We start from the raw sequence: 18,718 nt of genomic DNA, 5'->3' as shown, positions 1-18,718 counted from the left end.
ATGCCATTGCTGCTCGCTAATAGACAGTATTTTGCCAGGCATCTGCCGTGGCCAGCGGAACTTGTCTTTTTCAAGCCGTTTGTACCACAGGCAAAACCCGGTGCTATCCCAGTACAGTACTTTTAACCGGGTACGCTGCTGATTACAAAACACAAACAGTGCGCCGCTAAATGGCGAGAGCTGCATCTCTTGCTCGACCAGCAACGATAAGCCATTAATGGATTTACGAAAGTCGACCGGCTGTTTATGCAGGTAGATTTTGGGCGGGTCGATAAACATCTTCATGATTAAAGCGCCCGGAGCAACGCAGCTAACCACAAGGCATCCGTGCCTGACGGTAAGTGCAGCTCTACATCGTGCTTTTTCAGCAGCATTGGCTGGCTAAGCAACATGCCTTGAGTGGTCAGCTCGACAAAGCCGCTATCGTCTTCGTGTTGCCAGGCGAGAAGTTGCCGCTTACGATAACTGAAATAGGTTGGGTCAATGCCTTGCTGTTTTGCAAATTCGGTTTGAGTTAACCCACTGGTTTTTTGCTGGTCAAACAGCGCCAGCCATTGTTTGGTTGTTCTACCTCAGGTTCGGTTGAAAACGTTCAGAAGGAAATAGGAAAAATTTTGGAATCGGCTCACCGAAATAACCCGGCTAGGGGAATTACGGGTGCCCTTCTCTACTCTGGGGGATATTTTTGTCAGGTGATTGAAGGCTCGGAAGAGTCTTTAGAATAACTTTTCGAAATTATTCAACTAGATGACAGACATACTGATGTAACGGTTCTTCACTTCGAGCCATTAGATGAGAGAAACTTTGCTGACTGGTCAATGGCGCTTGCTGGAATTGAGGATAAAGCACGGTTTAATCTTGATGGCCTGCTTGGCTCAAAAGATGAAATTCAGATTAAAGAAGCAGGAGCGAGCATTGTATCAACGCTAGATGAATTGATTAGGCAGCATCAAGACCTTGTTAAATGAGAGGCTTGTTTCAGAGCATCGAGCGCGGCGCACGCCTGTAACAAAATAATAATAACGAGCTTAAGGATTCAATAAGCTACAACGTACTGTTTATAACAGTGCTCTCTAAAGCTAAATTGATTGAACCATCGTTCTGATAAACTAACACACCATTTTTTGAGCCTTTTTTCACCTGATACATTGCTTGGTCAGCCCGCTTACAAAGTTGTTCGCTTGTTATCCCATGCTGTGGGTAGAGCGCGATACCAACACTCATCGAAATGTTTGCTTCGCTACCAGCAGGCAGAGATATGGGGGACTTAACTTCGGCAATGAACTTAGTCGCCTTATCGATAGCCTCTTGTTCGTCAACGATATCTTGAAGCAGCACTACGAACTCATCTCCTCCTAATCTGGCAAGCGTATCCGATGCGCGTATGCACTGTTCAATACTCTTAGCTACCGTTTTAAGCACAACATCGCCGGCTTCATGACCATAGATATCGTTGACTGTCTTAAACCCATCCAGATCAATGAAGAACACAGCCAGATGCGTTTTTTCGCGCTCTGCCAGGGCAAGTGCCTGCGAAATGCGGTCATTAAACAATTGTCGGTTAGGGAGGTCAGTCAAAACGTCGTGATAGGCCCCTCGGTAGTAAGTTTCCAGTTGAAGTTTACTGCGGGTGATATCCTGATGGGTGCCATACATAATGATGGGCTTACCTTCATCATCCCACTTCCCAACCTTGCCACGGTCAAGAACCCACTCCCAGTGTCCGTCCTTATGACGCATGCGAGCCTCGCACTCATAAAAAGGTGTCTCACCCAAAAAGTGTTGCTTGAGCAACTGTTCTGACTTTTTAAAATCGTCCGGGTGTGTGAGTTTGATCCAAGTTTCTATGGAGATTGGCTCAAGCTCTTCAAGCTTGTAGCCAATAATCTTTGCCCATTTATGGTTAAATACAGTTTCACCAGTTTGAATATGCCACTCCCAGGTGCCAACACGGGTACCTTCCAGAAAAGCATTCAATCTAGCCCTTTCCATTGAAAGGTCCTCTGTCATCTCCCTCGCCAGAGCTTCTGCTCTCGACCGGCCTGAAATTAGTATAAAAACTAAAACAGACAACATACCACTCAACATGACACCAGTTAAAACAATAACTCTCGGCAACCCGGTCTCGACTCGTTGCAAAAGGCTCTTACTTGCTTGAATGCGTAATGTCCAGGTTTGCCCCAGCAAATCTAACTGATGGACTGACTCAAACTCTGGCCAGACATCATCTCTATTTAAACTACCAAAGTGAGTTTGCGCCGCAGCACGCAATTCTTTACCATCGAAGATGTCTATAACCAGATCGCGCTCTTGCTCTCCCATAAGTCCTTCCAGGAAGTCAGTCATGCGAAACGGTGCATATACCCAACCCAGCAAACTTGCCCGGCGCTCTGCCACCGTAGCAGCCGGTAGGTCTTTATCATACACGGCTTGATATATCAGAAACCCTGTTTGCTCATGAACTCCGACTTCCTGCTGCAGTCGAACCCAACCGGAGAGCATCATTTCACCAGTGTCCATTGACCGTTGCATGGCGAAGCGTCTCACGGGCTCAGAGTACATATCATAGCCAAACGCCCTCAAGTTACGCCCCGAGAATGGCTCAAGATAGATTATCGAGGAATAAAGATCTCTTTGGCCTTCAGGGAGTACGCTGTAGGATGGAAACCCTTCAGCACGAATTTGTTCAATATGTACCTGCAGTTCTAATGGATGAATTGCCTTGGCAAATCCAATACCTTGGATGCCAGGTAAGTAGCGTTCAAGAGCCTGACGCTCGTAATAATCTCTAAATTGATGTCGGTCGACAATTTTGTAAATATTAAAAATACCTGCCGTGCCACGAAGTACCTGTTGGTAGGCTGCCATACGGCTCTTAATTCGCTCAACAGCTTCCCGGGCTCGGAACTCGAAATAGACTTGCTCACGTTCGTGGACAGAATTGACAATAATTTGATATATCACAGCAGTGGAGCCCAGCCCAAGAACAAAAACCACTACAGCCAATAGAAACTGGATGGCATGGCTCGACTTCCCTAATGCATTCTTGCTAGATATGTTCCAAATCTCAGACCACATATCATTTTACTTGATGGTATTTCACGTGCAGGTGATATGTCGTTCAATTTTTTGGAAACTCGTTCATGGTAGCTAACGTTAGTTGGTTTCGACCATTACGTTTTGACTTATACAAGGCTTCATCGCAACGGCTGATCAGCTGCTCTAAACTTTCTTTCTGAAATAATGATGCAACTCCCAGTGACACGGTGACCTTGCCTACATTCTGAAACTGCTCTGAAGCAATTCGCAATCGCAAACGTTCAGCTAATTCTGCCGCGACCATATCAGTGCAATTCTCAAGCAGGATCAAAAACTCCTCGCCGCCCCAACGAATTACCCTATCATTACCCCGAACCGACTTTCGAAGCAGACCCGATACTTGAGCTAAAATCTGATCACCAACAGGATGCCCAAAGCTATCATTAATCTGCTTAAAGTGGTCAATATCGCAAAGAATGAGACTCATGGACTCTTCCCGGCTAAGAGTAAAGCTATAAGCCTCACTTAACAACGCCTTACCATGATTGCGGTTAAACAAACCAGTTAGTTGATCCACTGTTGCCGATTCACGAAGCGCCTGCTCTTCACGAAGTCGCTCAGTGACATCTTTTCCAACACTAACATAGTTAGTAATGTTACCTGCTTGGTCTTTGATAGCGGAGATACTCTGCTCAGAATGATACAAGGTACCGTCTTTACGTTTATTAATGAAAATTGCCTGGAACGTCTTTGCTGTCATTAAAGACGCTTTTACGTTCTTATAAAAGTCATCGTCGTGTAAGCCTGACTTGAAAAGTGTTGGTGTATTGCCGATTAATTCTGATTCTTCGCAACCGCTAACCTGGATAAACGATTGATTAGCAAAGATTATCTTTGCATGCGCATCGGTAACGAGTATCGGCTCTGCTGCGACATCCAGTGCCTGACCAAGAATTTTACTGGTCTCTTCTACCTTGGCATAAGCAGTCATATCTTGCTGCACTGAAACAAAGTGCGTGATGTCACCCACCTCATCTCGTACCGGTGAGATATTCCAGCGCACCAAATATGGCGAACCGTCTTTGCGGTAATTAGTAGTCATACCCTCGAAGTATTCACCACTGGTAAGACAACTTCTAAGCCGGTTAATCACCTCCTGATCTGTAGCAGGGCCTTGTAACATCTTCAATGACTGACCATACAACTCATCAATTGCGTAACCTGTCATCTGACAAAAAGCAGGGTTCGCAATTTTTACAGGATATCCTGCTGCCCTGTCAGCACTGGTAATCACAACCGCGTTCCAAGACTGCATAATCGCCATTTTCAGCAAGCTAAGTTCAGAACTTCCCATCGAATTTTTCTCTTCCGCTGAAAACAAAAGACTGACATGAACAGCTTACATAATCAAGGCCTTAAGTATAAATTTTTTTGATTATTATAACAAAAGTATGTTTTTGACACCGTTATGGACACTCAACGCTTTTCAAATCATCGGTTATTCTCTTGATAATCTTATACAACCTATATCTAATTGATTTGCTAGTAAATTATGGTAAAGATATATGGCTTTGCGTAATTCGAGGGAACTAAATCAGAAGGTTGCGATCTGATCGGCTAAGTAAGTTAATCATCCTAGTCTCATGCCGAAACCTCGCTACAAAACAACGAACTGGAAACAGTACAACAAAGCCTTAATCAACCGCGGTTCACTCACTTTCTGGATTGATGAAGAAGCCATTCGCCAGTGGAAGCAGAGCAAACAAAATAAACGAGGTAGACCTCGTCAGTTCAGCGACTTAGCCATTACTACTGCGCTTATGGTGAAACGAGTTTTCTCAATGCCGTTGAGAGCATTGCAAGGGTTTATCGATTCTGTTTTTTCATTGGCTAACGTCCCTATAGTCTGCCCACATTACAGTTGTATCAGTCGAAGAGCTAAGCAAGTCGAGGTTTCATTTAAACCAAAGAGTAGAGGTGCAATACAGCATCTAGCTATTGATGCAACAGGTCTCAAGGTTTATGGCGAAGGTGAATGGAAGGTCAAGAAGCATGGTACTGACGGGAAGCGTAGAGTCTGGAGAAAGTTGCATTTAGCGGTAGACACCAGCACTCACGAAATCGTCGCGGCAGAACTGAGTTTATCTAATGTTACCGATGCAGAAGTCCTCCCTAACTTGCTCAAGCAAACCCGCCGAAGAATTATCGAGATATCTGGCGATGGCGCTTATGACACAAGGGATTGCTACGATGCCATACGGTTCAAGCGAGCTGTTCCACTGTAAGCGTAACGCCAGCCACACCGCAAGGTGTGGTTGGCGTTACGCTTACGTTGCACCGACAATAATTGTTGAGCTCATATCGGTTTATCCCCGTGCTTACGGGGAACAGGAGCAAATCGCTAAAATCCGCAATGAAATACGCGGTTTATCCCCGTGCTTACGGGGAACAGCATGTCTGACAACCGTCTATAGGGCATATAGCCGGTTTATCCCCGTGCTTACGGGGAACAGCTCTACAATGCGATCCCAAATCTTCTTGTCTGCGGTTTATCCCCGTGCTTACGGGGAACAGTCGTTCATTAACTACTTCCAACAATACTATACCGGTTTATCCCCGTGCTTACGGGGAACAGTCCATTGAGCTACAAAACGCCTGTCGAATCGACGGTTTATCCCCGTGCTTACGGGGAACAGAATGTTACAACTTTGCACAGGGAAGCCGGGTGCGGTTTATCCCCGTGCTTACGGGGAACAGTCAAGCTAGCGAACGCGTTTCGTGATGCTGCGCGGTTTATCCCCGTGCTTACGGGGAACAGTAGTGTTCAAGCGCTGAGCGTGATTGTGCATGCGGTTTATCCCCGTGCTTACGGGGAACAGTTAACTGATCCACACCAGCAGTATTCTGGAACCGGTTTATCCCCGTGCTTACGGGGAACAGACTAAAAGTATATACCTGATTTATAATAGAAAAAAGTGCCTGCTTTTTTCTACCAATTTTTCCGGCTTGTTAAAGAGCTAATTGGCTAATTGCTTTTTTCTGGCTCAGGCAAAAAGGTAACCAGTCTTAACCCATCAAAATCAACAGGTTGCCGCCGGTTATTGCCGTAGGTAATAAAATCAAATCCTGATTCAGTATTAGTAGCCCAGGCCATTACCACATTGCCGTCTTCAGCCATGCCTTCAACTTGTTGCCACAGCATTTCGCGCACGCGCTGCCCTACATCGCCAACATACACACCAGCTCTTACCTCCAGCAACCATACTGCCAAACGTCCGCGTAACCTTGGTGGCACCGCTTCTGTTACGATCATGCACATACTCATTTAGCTACTCCGGTGTCCGGTATCGCCAATTGAGGGCGGCTCAGGTAATGCTGGCGGTTGCGCATCGGGGTAAGGCTCTGGCGGGGTAATTTCACCGGCGGTCAGTATTTCCTCTATTAATGGGATTAACCGTTTTAGTGTTTTATCGGTGCGAAATAAATCACGACAGGCTAAACGAATTTCTTTTTCCGGCGCGAAAGGGCTTTTTGCTGCAATGCGAAAGGCTAAAGGAATCACGGTATCAAATTTAATAATATCAGCGATATCGTAAACGAAACTCAGTGGTTTACCGGTATGCAAATAACCTATGGCTGGCGCATAACCTGCGGCCAGTATCGCCGCTTCCGTAATGCCATACAGACATGCTGTAGCAGCACTAATACATTGGTTGGCTATGTCACCGGCTTCCCAGTCTTTTGGATCATACTTGCGGCCATTCCACTGCACACCGTACTGTTTCGCAAGTAGCTGGTAGGTTTGCCGCACCCGTGCGCCTTCGATACCGCGTAGCTGATCCACACTGCGCCGCTGTGGGGCTTCCTCACCAAAGCGAAGTTCAAACATTTTACGCACTACTTTTAAGCGCAGTTGTTCATCCAGCGCCAGCTTGGCCTGATACAGCAATTTGTCAGAGCGCGCCCCGCCCGGCTGGCCAGCTGAGTAAAACCGCACCCCGCCCACACCAACCCAGGTAATTAAGGTACCTACCTCTGCCGCCAGCTTCATCGCAGCATGTGAAATACGCGTACCCGGCTCCAGCATTAAACAGGCGATAGAACCTACCGGAATATGCATCCGCTCGCCGTTTACTTCATCTATCACCACAAAGGCGCCGTCTTTCACATCGATACGGCCCATACCAATAAAAAGCATTGAGTTACGCTCTTTTAGCGGTATAGGTTTAAGCGGAATAAAGGCCATTAGTTACCGCCGTCACTGTTTTGCAGCTTCGAGAAAGGTAACGCCTGGCGGCTTAATATCGTCATTTGCGAAATGGCCAGCGCATTCAACTGCTGCAAGCGCTCTGTTGCGGTAATGCCTTGCTGGATTAAATAGGCATTCATCGTTTCCAGATTAGCCAGGCACACCAGTTGATGAACATTGGCATGATCACGCATATTGCCTTTTGAATTTTGGTTTTGCTCCCGCCATTGCCTGGCTGTAACGCCAAACAGCGCCATATTCAACAAATCGGCCTCGTCTGCATAGACATGACTGATTTGCGCTGGGGTTAAGGTATCAGGGATCAGGTTTTGTTTAATGGCATCGGTATGAATAAGGTAATTTACCTTGGCCAGGTTACGCCGGATATCCCAGCCAAGCTGCTGGAATTCTTGTTCTTTTAAGCGTTGAAACTCTTTAATCAAATACAGCTTAAATTCAACTGAGATCCAACTGGCAAATTCAAAAGCGATGTCTTTTTGAGCATAGGTACCGCCATAACGGCCCGCCTTGGAAATCAGCCCGATGGCACCGGTTTGTTCAATCCACTGTTTTGGCGTTAAAGTAAAACTGTTCAACCCTGCTTGCTTTTTAAACCCGTCGAATTCGACGGGTTTAAAATCGGGGTTGTTAAGTTGCTCCCAAATTCCCAAAAACTCGATGGTATTGCGGTTACGCAACCAGTTACGAATTAAATCATCCGTATGACTCTGGTTTTTATAGCGAGCAATATCGGTAATACAGATATACTCAATTCCCGCCCTCGTATCAGTCGCAATTTGTTGATCCAATACTTCGAGTTTTGCTGCCATGGTTATCCTCCGTGAGTTAGGTTATTACACCCGGCGCAGTAACATCAGGCCGCAGCCAACGACAACAAGCCACAGCCCATAGCTTTCGCTGGGCCAATACCTTGCCTAAGCAACTCAAATAAAGCTTGGTTATCCAACACGGTAAGTACACCTTCAAAACAAACTGGTTGAATTTTACCACCCATATCTTGCTTACGAAAAAATAATGCAGGCTCTTGCCAAACCCTTGCTGTTTCAAGCTCAGCAACACCAGCAAATTTTCTTAACAACCACTTGAGCTGTTCTTCTTCGTGAATTAACGGCACACGAATACTTTTAGCTTCGCCATTTTTATCAAGCCGCTTAGAGTCTTTTATGGCTTTAACGGGGTTAGCACGCAAGCGAAACCGTAACCTTGCCCCAGCGGCTATATTTTGCGGCATCGGCTTGCTAGCAATCACCTCAGCGACAGATGCTGAATGTGGCTGCTCCGCAGATAAAAGCAACGCCATCGCGCCTTTACCTCGTTGCAGCTCTTCCACCCGAAACAAGAAATCCCGCTCATCAGTTGGCCGGTCAGGAAAAAGTTGCCATAAGGCCCGATTTTACCCCCAAAGAGGAAGCGACCCAGCAACTCGCGTGTGATGCTCAAGAAAACGGTGAAATTAACCTGACACAGAATTATGAACAGCCTCAAATATCGAAGTAAAAATGCCACTCAGTCTTAAGCGAGTGGCATTATGGTGAACTATAGCATTTTATCCGTTCCCCGTCAGCACGGGGACTATGCCAAGAGAAATATTGTGAAAAGGTTTTCTATAATAAACAACTTGAACAAGCCACATTAGTTGTCAGGACTTGTGAGAGTCCATTCTGTCGTCTTATACGTTTCATTTGGATAAATCAGCAAAATTAGTAGCCACCCCCAGCTTCTACTGTGCAAAATGTTACGCTGCTAGGTGCTGATACTCCTCCAAGTGGTTCTACTGCTAATGGTGCATGCGATGTAACTACCACTTACACATACGAAACCAATACAAGCATAGTTACCGTAATTACTACATACCAGTATTACAATAGGCAGTTAGTATCGGTCTCTTCGTTTACCAAGGAAACGAAGAAGCCTGATGATGTTAGGCAAGAAAAATAGATTGATTTAGTCAATAAATGACATCTACTACCTTTAAGGTGGATGATGTCATTTCCTGCCATTGGCAGCTAGCGGAGGAGGTATTGAGTAAGACTTGTGGTTGCTGCTATTAATGCTTCTACTGGTGTTTGAGTCATTACACATCCCAAAAAATTCTTTAAATATCCATTTTCATTTGCTTGCTCTGTTTGAAAATAAATGCTAGCACGTTGACTTTTAAGCCTTTTTTTGATTATGTGGTATTCGATGACCAAATCGCTGTGTAGGTTTAACTTTTTAACGGCCAGCTTTATTTTTGAGAGATAAATTTGCAATGCAAAAAGAGTGCATGTTATTTCTACAGTAACGGTCATTTATAAGTCGCAACATTACCCTTTTAGATAAACTATTTTGGCCTGAACGTAACGGTATTTACATTGCTCCTTCATGGGGGTGATTGTTATCATTAACAACGAGGAAGAACACCAATTGAGTAGAGGTATATTATGAGTGAGCTACAACTATGGTCTATCTTAATCATGTTAGTGACACTTGGTTTAGTTCTCGCATCTGGAGTGGTTTTATACAAAGGGTTTAAGGAATAGCTCTTACTCAATAAAAACACAGCAAGATAGCAGTTTTTATTGGAGTATCAGAGTAAAGGGCAGGATGTGTGAAGTCGACATGCCTTAATAAATCAGACTGCCCTATTCAGTTGAATATATTAGCTCCATTCTGGCGCTCAATTCCTTACCTACGCAATAGATATTTAGCATCATCAATACATGAAAATGTTACAAAATCAAGGTGGTGAATAGTGAATAACAAAGTTAAAGGTATTCCATTTGCTGAAGTTAAAGCTGCGGCGCTCGCCAATCCTGCCGTTCTTGAGGCTTACTTGCGTGAACAAGCCACGGTATCAAATCGAGTTGATGTTGAAATATTCATTACCAGGATAACCACAGCATTAAGTGATCTTCCTAAGAAGGATATTGAGGTATGTGATTTGGCTAATGAGATCGGCATAGCTATTGCCTCATTAGCGGGTAGTGAAAAGCATATTGAAAGAGAGTGCCTTAGTGGGATTAAGCATGGCTTTTCAATGATTAGAGAAGCATAAATTGTAGTCGAGAGGTTGTTTTTAATGGATAAAGCATCGTTGAATGCGTTTTGGGCCCATGCGTTGCCGTGTGTGATCATCTCATCTTGTATGCTGGGTTTTGCCTGGCTTGCGATTCAGGAGTCCGATGTCACCCTATCGAGCCAATATCTTGTGGCGGCCTCCGTTTCGTTTACTTTTACGCTGATAGGCTATTGGGGCTATTGTAAATATTTCGCTTCAAAAAAGCCGCACAGTGCATTTTATGCAGTTGTTTATACTGTGTTATTTCCATTGTTTTATCTGCCAAGCGCTTTTTTTAGACGACGCAGATAATTTTTGCAATGCAAAATTGTGTTATAAATTTTTTGACCGGTTTTGCTTTCTTAACTATCCGGACGATTTCCAAATCGAGGGGTTAGATAACAAAACCAAATTTATGGCATAAAAAAGCCTTGTTTTTACAAGGCTTTTTTATAATGAAAATTTTATTAGTTAGAGTCTTTATGATGATTTTTAAAATACATTACACCTAAAGCTACCACTAACAGCAACGGGGATGATACCAGGGTGAGATTATGCTTTGTAAATTCTGTTAACATTTAGCTATTTTGTTCTTAAGTCGACTTAATGCGAGATTATTGATTGATATAAATCATCCATAATCGAATGAAATTCGTTCGACTGGATAGGTTTGTTAACCAATTTAACAATGTATAATCCGGCCCTGGGGATGATACTAAGATATAATCAACAATGGTCATAATTTATTCCTTCCAACGCTTATTCTCATCACCACGGCTATGGTTAATATTATAGCAAACACATTTATCACAGCTACCGAATGCTTAAGATATTAGTAGCTCTAGCGCAATTGATCACTTCTGTCCCAAAACATTTTTAGAACAGATTCAGATTAGGGGGAAAATTCAAAGGTCCAAGAAGGGCCTTTGAATAATATTAGTGAGCGGCAAGAGCTGCGTAGATTTTGGGATTTTGTTGAATCGTCGCAGGCACTTTAGCTGCCAATCCTGCTGGATTGCGGCGTTTGCCTTCCCAGCTTTTAACTGTGTCTAAACTGACTCCCATCGTCGCAGCAAATTCGGCCTGAGTTACTTTAAGTAAATCTTCACGGATTGACTTAACGTTGACAACTTCATAATGAGTAACTCTGGCGGGATTTTTGAGGCCATGATGCATTTCTACCGCTTCCTCAAGGGAGGCTTGAAGTTCGTTAAATATACTCATTTTTCCTCTCCTTTTAGTGAATGTACTATTTGTTTTAACTTGGCCTTTTCTTCCGCAGTTAGGCTATCTTTAACTGATGTTGGATAAGCGAGTATCAAGTAAATCTTGTCAGCCAGAGCAAGTAGGTATAGTACTCGTATACTGCCACTCTTTCCTTTGTTGCCAACTGCCATTCTAACCTTTCGCAAGCCACCTGTACCTTTGATAAAATCGCCTTTATCTTGCAGGGCAATAAGCTCTGCTTGCAAATCCTTTAGTTCGTCATCTGTTGCTAGCTTATTGGTCTGTCTTGTAAAGATCGAGGTTTCGACAAACTCAATAGCATGGCTCATCAAAATCTTTAGGCTTTTTTAAAGGTGTACACTGTACGCTTTTGATTTGTAGTATTCAACACAGTGCCATTTTACACTGGCTTTAGGCTAACGCTTATGCGTACTTTATAAATATCAGGGAGGCCAACAGAACTCATATACTAAAAAATGCATTACAGTTGTTCCATTTCACCAGCGCCGTATACTGCTGAGAGGAGTGATTGATAGCAAATAATTATATTGACAAATATAGTCAAACATATACAATTTAGGTATTAAATTTTAAAAAAAACTTGCAATGAAATACTTGACTGAAAGCTTAAAGAAAGTAGAGCAAGACCTTGCTTATTTTGTATCCCCTGAAAATAAAGATGGGTTTATTAAGGAATTTGCATCATGGGTCTATGGTGAGTGGTCAAAGAATGATTTCTATGAAACCGATATTGTAGATTTAGGCTATGATTGTTCTTCGTACCCTGAAAAAACAAATCAATCACTCTCCGATAAATGCCCCACCTATGCTGATTTTATTAATGCAAATACAGGCTTTTCTGAATGTACTCACGTTTCAGGACAAGGTATGCGCTGTCAAGAATATGAGGAAAAATTATTAGAGATTTTTGGTGATGCTTGCGCTAAAAAACTAGATGATTTAGTAGAGCTATATCAACTAGAAGTGCCTGAAAAATACAAAAAATTTGCAGAAAATATTAGTGAACTAATTTTCCTTGAAGTTGTTGATCATCATGAGGATTCAGAACTTTATGAGGTTTGTGACGATATTTTATTAAAATATAATCAGCTAGGAGTCGCATCATCCCCTTATACATGCCCTATCTGTGGATGGGATGAAGACAATGATCTAGCCATATATTGTGATGAATCCATATTTAAAGACTATACACTTGAGGATTTCAAGAAGTTAGCGGAGATTGATTAATGTATTCTCCTGCTAAATTCGGTGAAATGATTGGGAAGTCGGTTAAAACTCTACAAAGATGGGATGCCGAAGGTATTTTGGTTGCATGTCGAAATCCTAAAAATCGCAGATACTACACGCACGATCAATACCTTGAATATATCGGTATAAAAGCAACGGAAGCTAAATCGTCAGTAATTGTTTATTCAAGGGTATCTAGTGTTGCTCAAAAGCCCGATTTAGCTAATCAGGTGTCAGCTTTAGAAACTTTTTGTACTGTAAATGGCTATGCTGTTGATGATTGGGTGTCAGAGATTGGAAGTGGTTTGAATTATAAAAGAAAGAAATTCAATCAGCTTTTTCTTGATATTGAAATGGGTAAAGTTTCAATGCTTGTCATCGCTCACAAAGACCGTTTGGTGCGTTTTGGTTTTGAGTGGTTTGAATCTTTTGCTGAAAGACATGGTTGTAAAATTATTATTATGAATCAAGAATCTTTTTCCCCAACGGAAGAAGTAACTCAAGACCTTTTAGCGATTATTCATTGTTTTTCTTCTCGACTTTATGGATTAAGAAAATACAAAGAAAAAGTTAAAGAATTAGTGAATAGTAAGGAATAACTTTTTGAAACTAACACGCATCCATCACTGTAAAAACTTGAATGTGCAAAAGTACAAGCAACTTGAAAAACAAGCTGTTTTACTTGATCGTGTTCGTAGCGAAGTGTGGGCTAAATATGGTGCTGTTGCAGGTTTAAATATCAGCGACAGAACCATTCGTGATGCGTGGATGAAAGAAAGTCGTGACTTTGGTGTTTCTGCAAATGCGTGGAAAGAAACGCTACGTGATTGCGTAGGTGATATTAAAGCCTATCGAGAAGCATCAAAAGACAAAGTAAAGCAGGCGATCCGAAAACGCACCTCCTGTAATAATGAACAAAAAAGACTATACACCTTGCTTAAAAAAGATGAATGGATGACTGATAATTTCCTCCATCGTCAAATGCGTAATCACTTTAAGCATGGTGTTAATCACACACATAATCAAATTATTGTTCGTGCGGATATGTGTAAAACTTTTGAGTTAAATGGTCAATGTTGGCTTAAAGTGCCGAGTCTAGTCCCTCGACAAACCATTAAAATTCCACTAAACACCACTGTTGATTTTGCGCCACAAGGCACACTTAGAATCATTCTAAAAAACGGTAATGTTGAAGTTCACTCAACTTATGATGCAGTTGAAACACAGGATTGTGGTCAGAAAACCGTAGGTGTTGATAAAGGTTATTCAGAAGCCTTTGTGGATTCTGATGGTGAAGTATATGGCAATGGTTTAGGTAAATTGATCTCAAGTGAATCAGACTACCTAAATCAAAAGTACAAACGTAGAAATAAGCTCAGAGCGATTTCTAAAGCCAAACCGCACAAGAAACAGAAAATTGAGTTAAATAATCTAGGTCGCAAGAAGCTAGATAAAAGGCAAGATGCTCAGAAAGCAAAGCTCAAGACATTGATATTTACAGCAACTCACAAGTTGGTTGATAAAGCCAAAGTGATTGTTGCGGAGGATTTAACCGCACCAATCCAAAGTAAGCGTAGCTATGGTAAAAATACCAATAGACGTTTAAACACATGGGTTAAAGGCTTATTAGCCGATGCCCTAACAGGTATATCTCACCGTAGAGGTTCTACGGTGCATCTAGTCAATTCTGCATATACTTCGCAAAGTGATTCTTTCTTGCATGGCCTTTTAATAGGCACACGTAAGGGAGATCGTTTTCACCGTTTCAATGGGGAAGTTGTGCAAGCTGATTGGAATGCTGCGAGAAACGTGCTTGCAAGATTAAACGACAATGAGATAAGTCGTTATACGCCTTACAAAACTGTAAAGCGCATATTGCAAGAACGGACTGACCGCTATAAGTCGGAACTGACCGACTCAGGCTCTAGTTACACGCTTGGCAACAAGACATTAACAGAGTGCGAATTAGTCCTTGAGTATGTTTGACTACATTTTAAGGAACAGTAGCTTTTGGAATGAAGTAGTTATTTTTAGTCTTCTAGAATTTTCCTTTAATGCAAGGAAAGTTGTTCTGGTCAACCCAATTGGGCACTTTAAGTTATGCTACTATTTAGTTTTAAACATCCCTAATTGGCGAACAATTTTTTCAGTAACTTGAGTTAAGCTATGGCCCTGCTGCTCTAATTCGATGCAATCATTTGAGTTGGAGCTTGAGAGGTGTTTTAGCACCTCAATTTCCTTACTTACATCACCAACTAATCTATTTACATAGAGGATATCCAAATTATTATTTGTTCTATCTTGCCCAATCAAAGTTAAAATTTCACTGATGTTTTTACATGCAACGCCTAATTCTGACTGGCTCGTTGTTGTGTAATCCGATAGTAGAACAATTGCAGATGTTTGTGATTTCATATGATGACCAGCATCAAGAACCGCTTTAGATATTCCTGATATAATTTGATTAATTTCATCTAAACTACTTTGGGTTGATTTGGCTAGATTTCTGACCTCATCGGCAACAACGGCAAAGCCTCGTCCATGCTCTCCAGCCCTAGCGGCTTCAATGGCAGCATTTAAAGCCAATAGATTGGTTTGATCGGCTAGGTTATTAATAACGGATACCACTCCCTCAATGGCTTTTGTTTGTTGAGAAAGTTGATAAAATTTTTCTTGGAGTTCATCATTACTTGCAATAAACGAGCTTAAATCTTTAACCATAGCCCCCATATATTCGTTTGATCGAACAAGCCCTATTTGCGTATTTTCTACTTGTTCACGTGTTTTTTCTGCTTTAGCTTGTAGTGCTAGAGAGGTTTGATCTAAGGCCTCTATTTGTGAAGTGAGAATACTGACCCGATTATCTTGCTCTTTGATACGCGATGAAATTTTTTGCGCTTTAACTTTTAGAAGATCTGATATTTCATCAGAAGCTATGGCCTGTTGCTGAATATCGATTAGTGCAATTTTTACATTTTCTCTAAATGTATTGATAACACTAAGAACTTTTTCCATTTCACTGTTATATAAGCTATTGATGGTACATGGAACTGAAAGATCTTTTCTTTCAAAGTGTTTCATGTATTCGGTAACTTTTTTTAAGGAGTCAACTCCCCAAACTTTTTCATCAATATCATGAATAATCAAAAATATTGTAATAATGTACTGAATGATCTGTGAAAATATTAGATCTGTGAAGAAGGTTGCATTCATGAAAAGTACAATAGCACCTAACCAATGGATAAACCTCATGCGAATAAATAATGAACGCATATTTTCCTCTATGTTTTCGTAGTATCTTTTTTAAAAGTTTGAATATACTTTTAAAATTAGCTGACAAATAATATCATTTAGGCGTGATCTAAAATATTCATGGCATATTAAGTCGAATGAATTCTGGCCTATGTATTCGAAAACCAATCATAAGTATTCGAAGAATCATATCGACTGAGAAAAACTTGACTATTAGTCATTTTTATATCAACCATAAACAACAAAAAATAGCCTAGATGAGTTTGAAGAGAGATAAGCATTGCTAGCTTATTTCCATTGCTTATTAATAAGCATGTATTATTTCTAATAAAAAGCACCATAAGCTATTTTTTAATTAGTGCCCTGCTATACATGTAAGTTGATATTAAAATTCTAAAGCAAGTGGTTTATGAACAAGAACCACAACAAAAACCAGGGGATTTAGGTTTTTCTACCGTTTTTACCTGTTCAGGTTGCTCAGTGTTTTTGGTATCCGTTGCAGTATTATCATCCGTGTCCGGCACAAATTGGGTAACATTTTTGGTTTTATCATCAGTTTTAGTGAACTTAGTCAATGATGAACTCATCAGAACTACCTCTACTTAATCTATTTAGGACTAGCATTCATTAAACATGCTTATATTGCGCATGTTATATTTGTTGAGTATTTTAGTCAACTATTCATTATTGCGTAATGCTTAAATAGTTTTAATTTATTTTTAGGCTTGACTATTAAGAGTATTTAAAAAAACGGAATAAAAATAAAGACTTGCTATATAGGCTATAGATTTACGCTGGCCAAATTCCAAGCAAAATATTGATTTTTTTAAGTTATTAACCACGACATCACTCCTTAAAACTGAAAGGTGCAAGTCAGCAGAAAGAGCGGACAGACAACCTTGTTCGCCGAGCAAGTCTTCAGGAGGTTTGTTATCAGCTAGCTAATAACTGATCGATAAGCTGGTCTAATATTGACATTCTTTATTCCTTTTAAATACATGAATAGAGTCCCACTTACATAGATTTTTTACACTACCGTTTGAGTGATCTGATCTATCGCCAAACAAGCCCACCACTCGTCGAGGACTGAGATTGGCCATCTTAAAACCACTTTGTCGCGCATAACGCAAGCAACTGCAGAAATTGATCAGTAAAACCAAGAACAAGCACTTAGCCCGACGTCTTATCGCTATGTTGATGCTACATCAAGGGCAGTCGATTACCGACGTTCATCATACTACTGGTGCCACACGCTCCAGTATCGGTAGCTGGTTAAGATGGTACACCGGATGCGGCGTTGATGGGCTTAAGTCCTTGACGCAGTGGCTGGCTGCCAGCAATCTTGCCAATAGCCCCTAATATTACTCTACCTATCTTTGCTTATTCAGCTATGTCCACAGTACTTTGGTTACCAACGTAACCGCTGGAGCAGCTAAATTCAGGTTACTGTTCAACCAGTATATTCACCGTGGGTCAACAAAATAGAGCGGCTATAGCTTGCTCTGCATGAAACGATAACTCGCAATAATAGTTGCAGTAACATCCGAGAACTCCTCGGCAAGGTAAGGCATTTCATAGAAACCGTTTCACCATTTCCCGAGAATAGACACGGCAAAGCATAGATGTAGCAGTATTAGGATCAGTTATTTAGGTGTAATAGTTCTTCACGTGTCTATCATCAGTATCATGAGCCTCCACTTGAGCTACTCCTAATTCATTATGTTACTCATTTAATGATATAGGTCATAGATATGACATTTTTTTAATATTGTGTGATTTTTACAATTGCAAAACATTCACATTTCGCTAAATTTGGGCGGTTAAACAAACAATCGATCTGTTTGATGAGGATTTCCAATCAAAGAAACCATCTAGAGTAAATACACTACATCATGGTTAGCCTTGTGGACGTTATATACATGGTCAGACTGTCAGCAGAAATAAGGATGAAAAAGGTACAATGCGCAATATCTCAATTGCGGGCAAACTGGGCTTAGGTTTCGGTATAGTTATTTTTTTCAGCTTTGTTTTAGCCATTACAGGATGGCTGGGACTAATAAATACCATTGATAGCAGCGATAAAATGGTTGCAATTCAATCCCTCAACAAAGTCATTTCAGACACGAAGGCAGCTCGGGAAAACTACCTTCGCTCGATGAAGGAAAAGGACAAACAAGTACTTGGAGACAATATCGAATTGATGACTTCAATTCTTGAAGTTGAAAGATCCAAGTACAGCAACGCTACAGAAGCAGCCATATTAGATGAGGCTATTAGTCATTTAATTGAATATAAAACAATTTACGAAAATCTCACCCAACTAATTGACTCTAAGGCAGAAAAATCTGCCGAAGCTATGCAATTAGCCCAATCAATTACGGACATGCAGGCACAGCACTGAAGAATCCCCTGATGATTTACAAATAAATCATCAAATTAGGGTGGAAGCGCATCTTGTTGCATGATCAAATGGTTTCGCCAAAAACTACACTTGGACAACAAGATGCGCGAAGCCAATATCCTACAACATTCTTTACACCAATACTGCCCAGAACTTCACCTAAAACGATTAAACAGCTTGATGCTGGCCTCTAAGGCACTGATTGAATGTAAGACACTGACCTTGACTGAGTTAGGTCGAA

General features: G+C 41.5%; 19 protein-coding genes, 5 pseudogenes and 1 CRISPR repeat array. Of the genes and pseudogenes, 11 read left to right on the top strand and 13 right to left on the bottom strand.

Annotation, left to right across the window (positions count from 1 at the left end):
* Positions 1–285 (bottom strand): IS66 family insertion sequence element accessory protein TnpB (gene tnpB / locus L5M37_RS23430; RefSeq protein WP_263201893.1); only part of this gene is annotated, 285 nt, incomplete at its 3' end.
* A 2-nt stretch (positions 286–287) separates the two neighbouring features.
* The gene (gene tnpA / locus L5M37_RS24195) at positions 288–545 is read right to left on the bottom strand and encodes an IS66 family insertion sequence element accessory protein TnpA (RefSeq protein WP_411569078.1); all 258 of its coding nucleotides are present in this window, start codon (positions 543–545) and stop codon (positions 288–290) included.
* Here tnpA and L5M37_RS23420 point away from each other — a divergent pair.
* Together L5M37_RS23420 and L5M37_RS23415 are read left to right on the top strand one after the other, a co-directional pair.
* Positions 531–812, top strand: a pseudogene (locus tag L5M37_RS23420) (BLUF domain-containing protein); the annotation flags it as partial. The gene tnpA and the pseudogene L5M37_RS23420 overlap by 15 nt on opposite strands.
* Positions 813–818: 6 nt before the next feature.
* Positions 819–968: a hypothetical protein gene (locus L5M37_RS23415; RefSeq protein ID WP_263178087.1), complete on the top strand. Its 150-nt coding sequence runs from the start codon at positions 819–821 to the stop codon at positions 966–968.
* Between the two features lie 76 nt (positions 969–1,044).
* Here the strand turns inward: L5M37_RS23415 and L5M37_RS23410 are convergent, their stop codons facing one another.
* Both L5M37_RS23410 and L5M37_RS23405 read right to left on the bottom strand, forming a co-directional pair.
* The gene (locus L5M37_RS23410; RefSeq protein ID WP_263178081.1) at positions 1,045–3,078 is read right to left on the bottom strand and encodes a CHASE domain-containing protein; all 2,034 of its coding nucleotides are present in this window, start codon (positions 3,076–3,078) and stop codon (positions 1,045–1,047) included.
* A 43-nt stretch (positions 3,079–3,121) separates the two neighbouring features.
* Positions 3,122–4,393, bottom strand: a complete 1,272-nt coding sequence (locus L5M37_RS23405) for a diguanylate cyclase (RefSeq protein WP_263201892.1) — start codon at positions 4,391–4,393, stop codon at positions 3,122–3,124.
* Between the two features lie 289 nt (positions 4,394–4,682).
* On the opposite strand from L5M37_RS23405, the pseudogene L5M37_RS23400 reads away from it, so the two are divergent.
* Positions 4,683–5,321 (top strand): annotated as a pseudogene (locus L5M37_RS23400) (IS5-like element ISVpa3 family transposase); the annotation flags it as partial.
* Positions 5,322–5,401: 80 nt separating this feature from the next.
* Positions 5,402–5,979: a CRISPR direct-repeat array (repeat unit 29 nt; unit sequence CGGTTTATCCCCGTGCTTACGGGGAACAG).
* Between the two features lie 85 nt (positions 5,980–6,064).
* Here L5M37_RS23400 and cas2e read toward each other — a convergent pair.
* The 5 genes and pseudogenes from cas2e to L5M37_RS23375 form a co-directional block, all read right to left on the bottom strand.
* Complete coding sequence (gene cas2e, locus L5M37_RS23395) at positions 6,065–6,352, bottom strand: type I-E CRISPR-associated endoribonuclease Cas2e (protein ID WP_346347948.1); 288 nt, start codon at positions 6,350–6,352, stop codon at positions 6,065–6,067.
* A gap of 12 nt (positions 6,353–6,364) precedes the next feature.
* Positions 6,365–7,285: a type I-E CRISPR-associated endonuclease Cas1e gene (gene cas1e / locus L5M37_RS23390; RefSeq protein ID WP_115014240.1), complete on the bottom strand. Its 921-nt coding sequence runs from the start codon at positions 7,283–7,285 to the stop codon at positions 6,365–6,367.
* Positions 7,285–8,118, bottom strand: coding sequence for a KilA-N domain-containing protein (locus L5M37_RS23385; protein ID WP_115014238.1), 834 nt, complete (start codon positions 8,116–8,118; stop codon positions 7,285–7,287). The genes cas1e and L5M37_RS23385 overlap by 1 nt, the downstream gene beginning before the upstream one ends.
* Before the next feature lie 44 nt (positions 8,119–8,162).
* Positions 8,163–8,687: pseudogene (cas6e, locus tag L5M37_RS23380) on the bottom strand (type I-E CRISPR-associated protein Cas6/Cse3/CasE); the annotation flags it as partial.
* A gap of 628 nt (positions 8,688–9,315) precedes the next feature.
* Positions 9,316–9,600: a hypothetical protein gene (locus tag L5M37_RS23375; protein WP_263178083.1), complete on the bottom strand. Its 285-nt coding sequence runs from the start codon at positions 9,598–9,600 to the stop codon at positions 9,316–9,318.
* 443 nt (positions 9,601–10,043) lie between these two features.
* Between L5M37_RS23375 and L5M37_RS23370 the strand changes: the two genes are divergently transcribed.
* Together L5M37_RS23370 and L5M37_RS23365 are read left to right on the top strand one after the other, a co-directional pair.
* Positions 10,044–10,346, top strand: a complete 303-nt coding sequence (locus tag L5M37_RS23370) for a hypothetical protein (protein ID WP_220733653.1) — start codon at positions 10,044–10,046, stop codon at positions 10,344–10,346.
* 24 nt (positions 10,347–10,370) lie between these two features.
* Positions 10,371–10,661, top strand: coding sequence for a hypothetical protein (locus tag L5M37_RS23365; protein WP_261762706.1), 291 nt, complete (start codon positions 10,371–10,373; stop codon positions 10,659–10,661).
* A 624-nt stretch (positions 10,662–11,285) separates the two neighbouring features.
* Here L5M37_RS23365 and nadS read toward each other — a convergent pair.
* Both nadS and L5M37_RS23355 read right to left on the bottom strand, forming a co-directional pair.
* A complete protein-coding gene (nadS, locus tag L5M37_RS23360) occupies positions 11,286–11,573 on the bottom strand; it encodes a NadS family protein (RefSeq protein WP_220733389.1) in 288 nt (95 codons plus the stop codon).
* Positions 11,570–11,905 carry a type II toxin-antitoxin system RelE/ParE family toxin gene (locus tag L5M37_RS23355; protein WP_263178084.1) on the bottom strand — a complete coding sequence of 112 codons (336 nt, stop codon included), beginning with the start codon at positions 11,903–11,905 and terminating at the stop codon, positions 11,570–11,572. Before L5M37_RS23355 ends, nadS begins: the two co-directional genes overlap by 4 nt.
* A gap of 277 nt (positions 11,906–12,182) precedes the next feature.
* Between L5M37_RS23355 and L5M37_RS23350 the strand changes: the two genes are divergently transcribed.
* From L5M37_RS23350 to L5M37_RS23340, 3 genes are read left to right on the top strand one after another with little or no spacing between them, the layout of a single operon-like run.
* Positions 12,183–12,824 carry a hypothetical protein gene (locus L5M37_RS23350; protein WP_160242677.1) on the top strand — a complete coding sequence of 214 codons (642 nt, stop codon included), beginning with the start codon at positions 12,183–12,185 and terminating at the stop codon, positions 12,822–12,824.
* On the top strand, positions 12,824–13,423 hold the full coding sequence (locus L5M37_RS23345) for an IS607 family transposase (RefSeq protein WP_115014245.1): 600 nt from the start codon (positions 12,824–12,826) through the stop codon (positions 13,421–13,423). Before L5M37_RS23350 ends, L5M37_RS23345 begins: the two co-directional genes overlap by 1 nt.
* Positions 13,424–13,427: 4 nt before the next feature.
* On the top strand, positions 13,428–14,810 hold the full coding sequence (locus L5M37_RS23340) for a hypothetical protein (RefSeq protein WP_263178085.1): 1,383 nt from the start codon (positions 13,428–13,430) through the stop codon (positions 14,808–14,810).
* Between the two features lie 120 nt (positions 14,811–14,930).
* Here the strand turns inward: L5M37_RS23340 and L5M37_RS24120 are convergent, their stop codons facing one another.
* Complete coding sequence (locus L5M37_RS24120; RefSeq protein ID WP_317629908.1) at positions 14,931–16,097, bottom strand: methyl-accepting chemotaxis protein; 1,167 nt, start codon at positions 16,095–16,097, stop codon at positions 14,931–14,933.
* A 386-nt stretch (positions 16,098–16,483) separates the two neighbouring features.
* Complete coding sequence (locus tag L5M37_RS23330) at positions 16,484–16,663, bottom strand: CCGSCS motif protein (protein WP_263179951.1); 180 nt, start codon at positions 16,661–16,663, stop codon at positions 16,484–16,486.
* 547 nt (positions 16,664–17,210) lie between these two features.
* On the opposite strand from L5M37_RS23330, the pseudogene L5M37_RS23325 reads away from it, so the two are divergent.
* From L5M37_RS23325 to L5M37_RS23315, 3 genes and pseudogenes are all read left to right on the top strand, one after another.
* Positions 17,211–17,698: pseudogene (locus tag L5M37_RS23325) on the top strand (hypothetical protein).
* A 338-nt stretch (positions 17,699–18,036) separates the two neighbouring features.
* Entirely contained in the window at positions 18,037–18,477 is a 441-nt protein-coding gene (locus tag L5M37_RS23320; protein ID WP_263201891.1) for a hypothetical protein, read from the top strand.
* A gap of 102 nt (positions 18,478–18,579) precedes the next feature.
* Positions 18,580–18,718: pseudogene (locus L5M37_RS23315) on the top strand (IS4 family transposase); the annotation flags it as partial.

It is taken from the genome of Shewanella sp. SM69, from assembly GCF_025653985.1.
In the GTDB taxonomy this organism is placed as follows: Bacteria; Pseudomonadota; Gammaproteobacteria; order Enterobacterales; family Shewanellaceae; genus Shewanella; species Shewanella oncorhynchi.
This window is presented reverse-complemented; position numbering and strand designations above follow the sequence as displayed.

Coding starts and splice junctions, on each gene's coding strand:
- L5M37_RS23410 (WP_263178081.1), bottom strand. CDS start 3,078: ATGTGGTCTGAGATTTGGAACATATCTAGCAAGAATGCATTAGGGAAG.
- L5M37_RS23345 (WP_115014245.1), top strand. CDS start 12,824: ATGTATTCTCCTGCTAAATTCGGTGAAATGATTGGGAAGTCGGTTAAA.
- L5M37_RS24120 (WP_317629908.1), bottom strand. CDS start 16,097: ATGCGTTCATTATTTATTCGCATGAGGTTTATCCATTGGTTAGGTGCT.
- L5M37_RS23405 (WP_263201892.1), bottom strand. CDS start 4,393: ATGGGAAGTTCTGAACTTAGCTTGCTGAAAATGGCGATTATGCAGTCT.
- L5M37_RS23320 (WP_263201891.1), top strand. CDS start 18,037: ATGCGCAATATCTCAATTGCGGGCAAACTGGGCTTAGGTTTCGGTATA.
- L5M37_RS23330 (WP_263179951.1), bottom strand. CDS start 16,663: ATGAGTTCATCATTGACTAAGTTCACTAAAACTGATGATAAAACCAAA.
- L5M37_RS23355 (WP_263178084.1), bottom strand. CDS start 11,905: ATGAGCCATGCTATTGAGTTTGTCGAAACCTCGATCTTTACAAGACAG.
- L5M37_RS23385 (WP_115014238.1), bottom strand. CDS start 8,118: ATGGCAGCAAAACTCGAAGTATTGGATCAACAAATTGCGACTGATACG.
- L5M37_RS23375 (WP_263178083.1), bottom strand. CDS start 9,600: ATGACCGTTACTGTAGAAATAACATGCACTCTTTTTGCATTGCAAATT.
- L5M37_RS23350 (WP_160242677.1), top strand. CDS start 12,183: ATGAAATACTTGACTGAAAGCTTAAAGAAAGTAGAGCAAGACCTTGCT.
- cas1e (WP_115014240.1), bottom strand. CDS start 7,285: ATGGCCTTTATTCCGCTTAAACCTATACCGCTAAAAGAGCGTAACTCA.
- L5M37_RS23365 (WP_261762706.1), top strand. CDS start 10,371: ATGGATAAAGCATCGTTGAATGCGTTTTGGGCCCATGCGTTGCCGTGT.
- cas2e (WP_346347948.1), bottom strand. CDS start 6,352: ATGATCGTAACAGAAGCGGTGCCACCAAGGTTACGCGGACGTTTGGCA.
- nadS (WP_220733389.1), bottom strand. CDS start 11,573: ATGAGTATATTTAACGAACTTCAAGCCTCCCTTGAGGAAGCGGTAGAA.
- L5M37_RS23415 (WP_263178087.1), top strand. CDS start 819: ATGGCGCTTGCTGGAATTGAGGATAAAGCACGGTTTAATCTTGATGGC.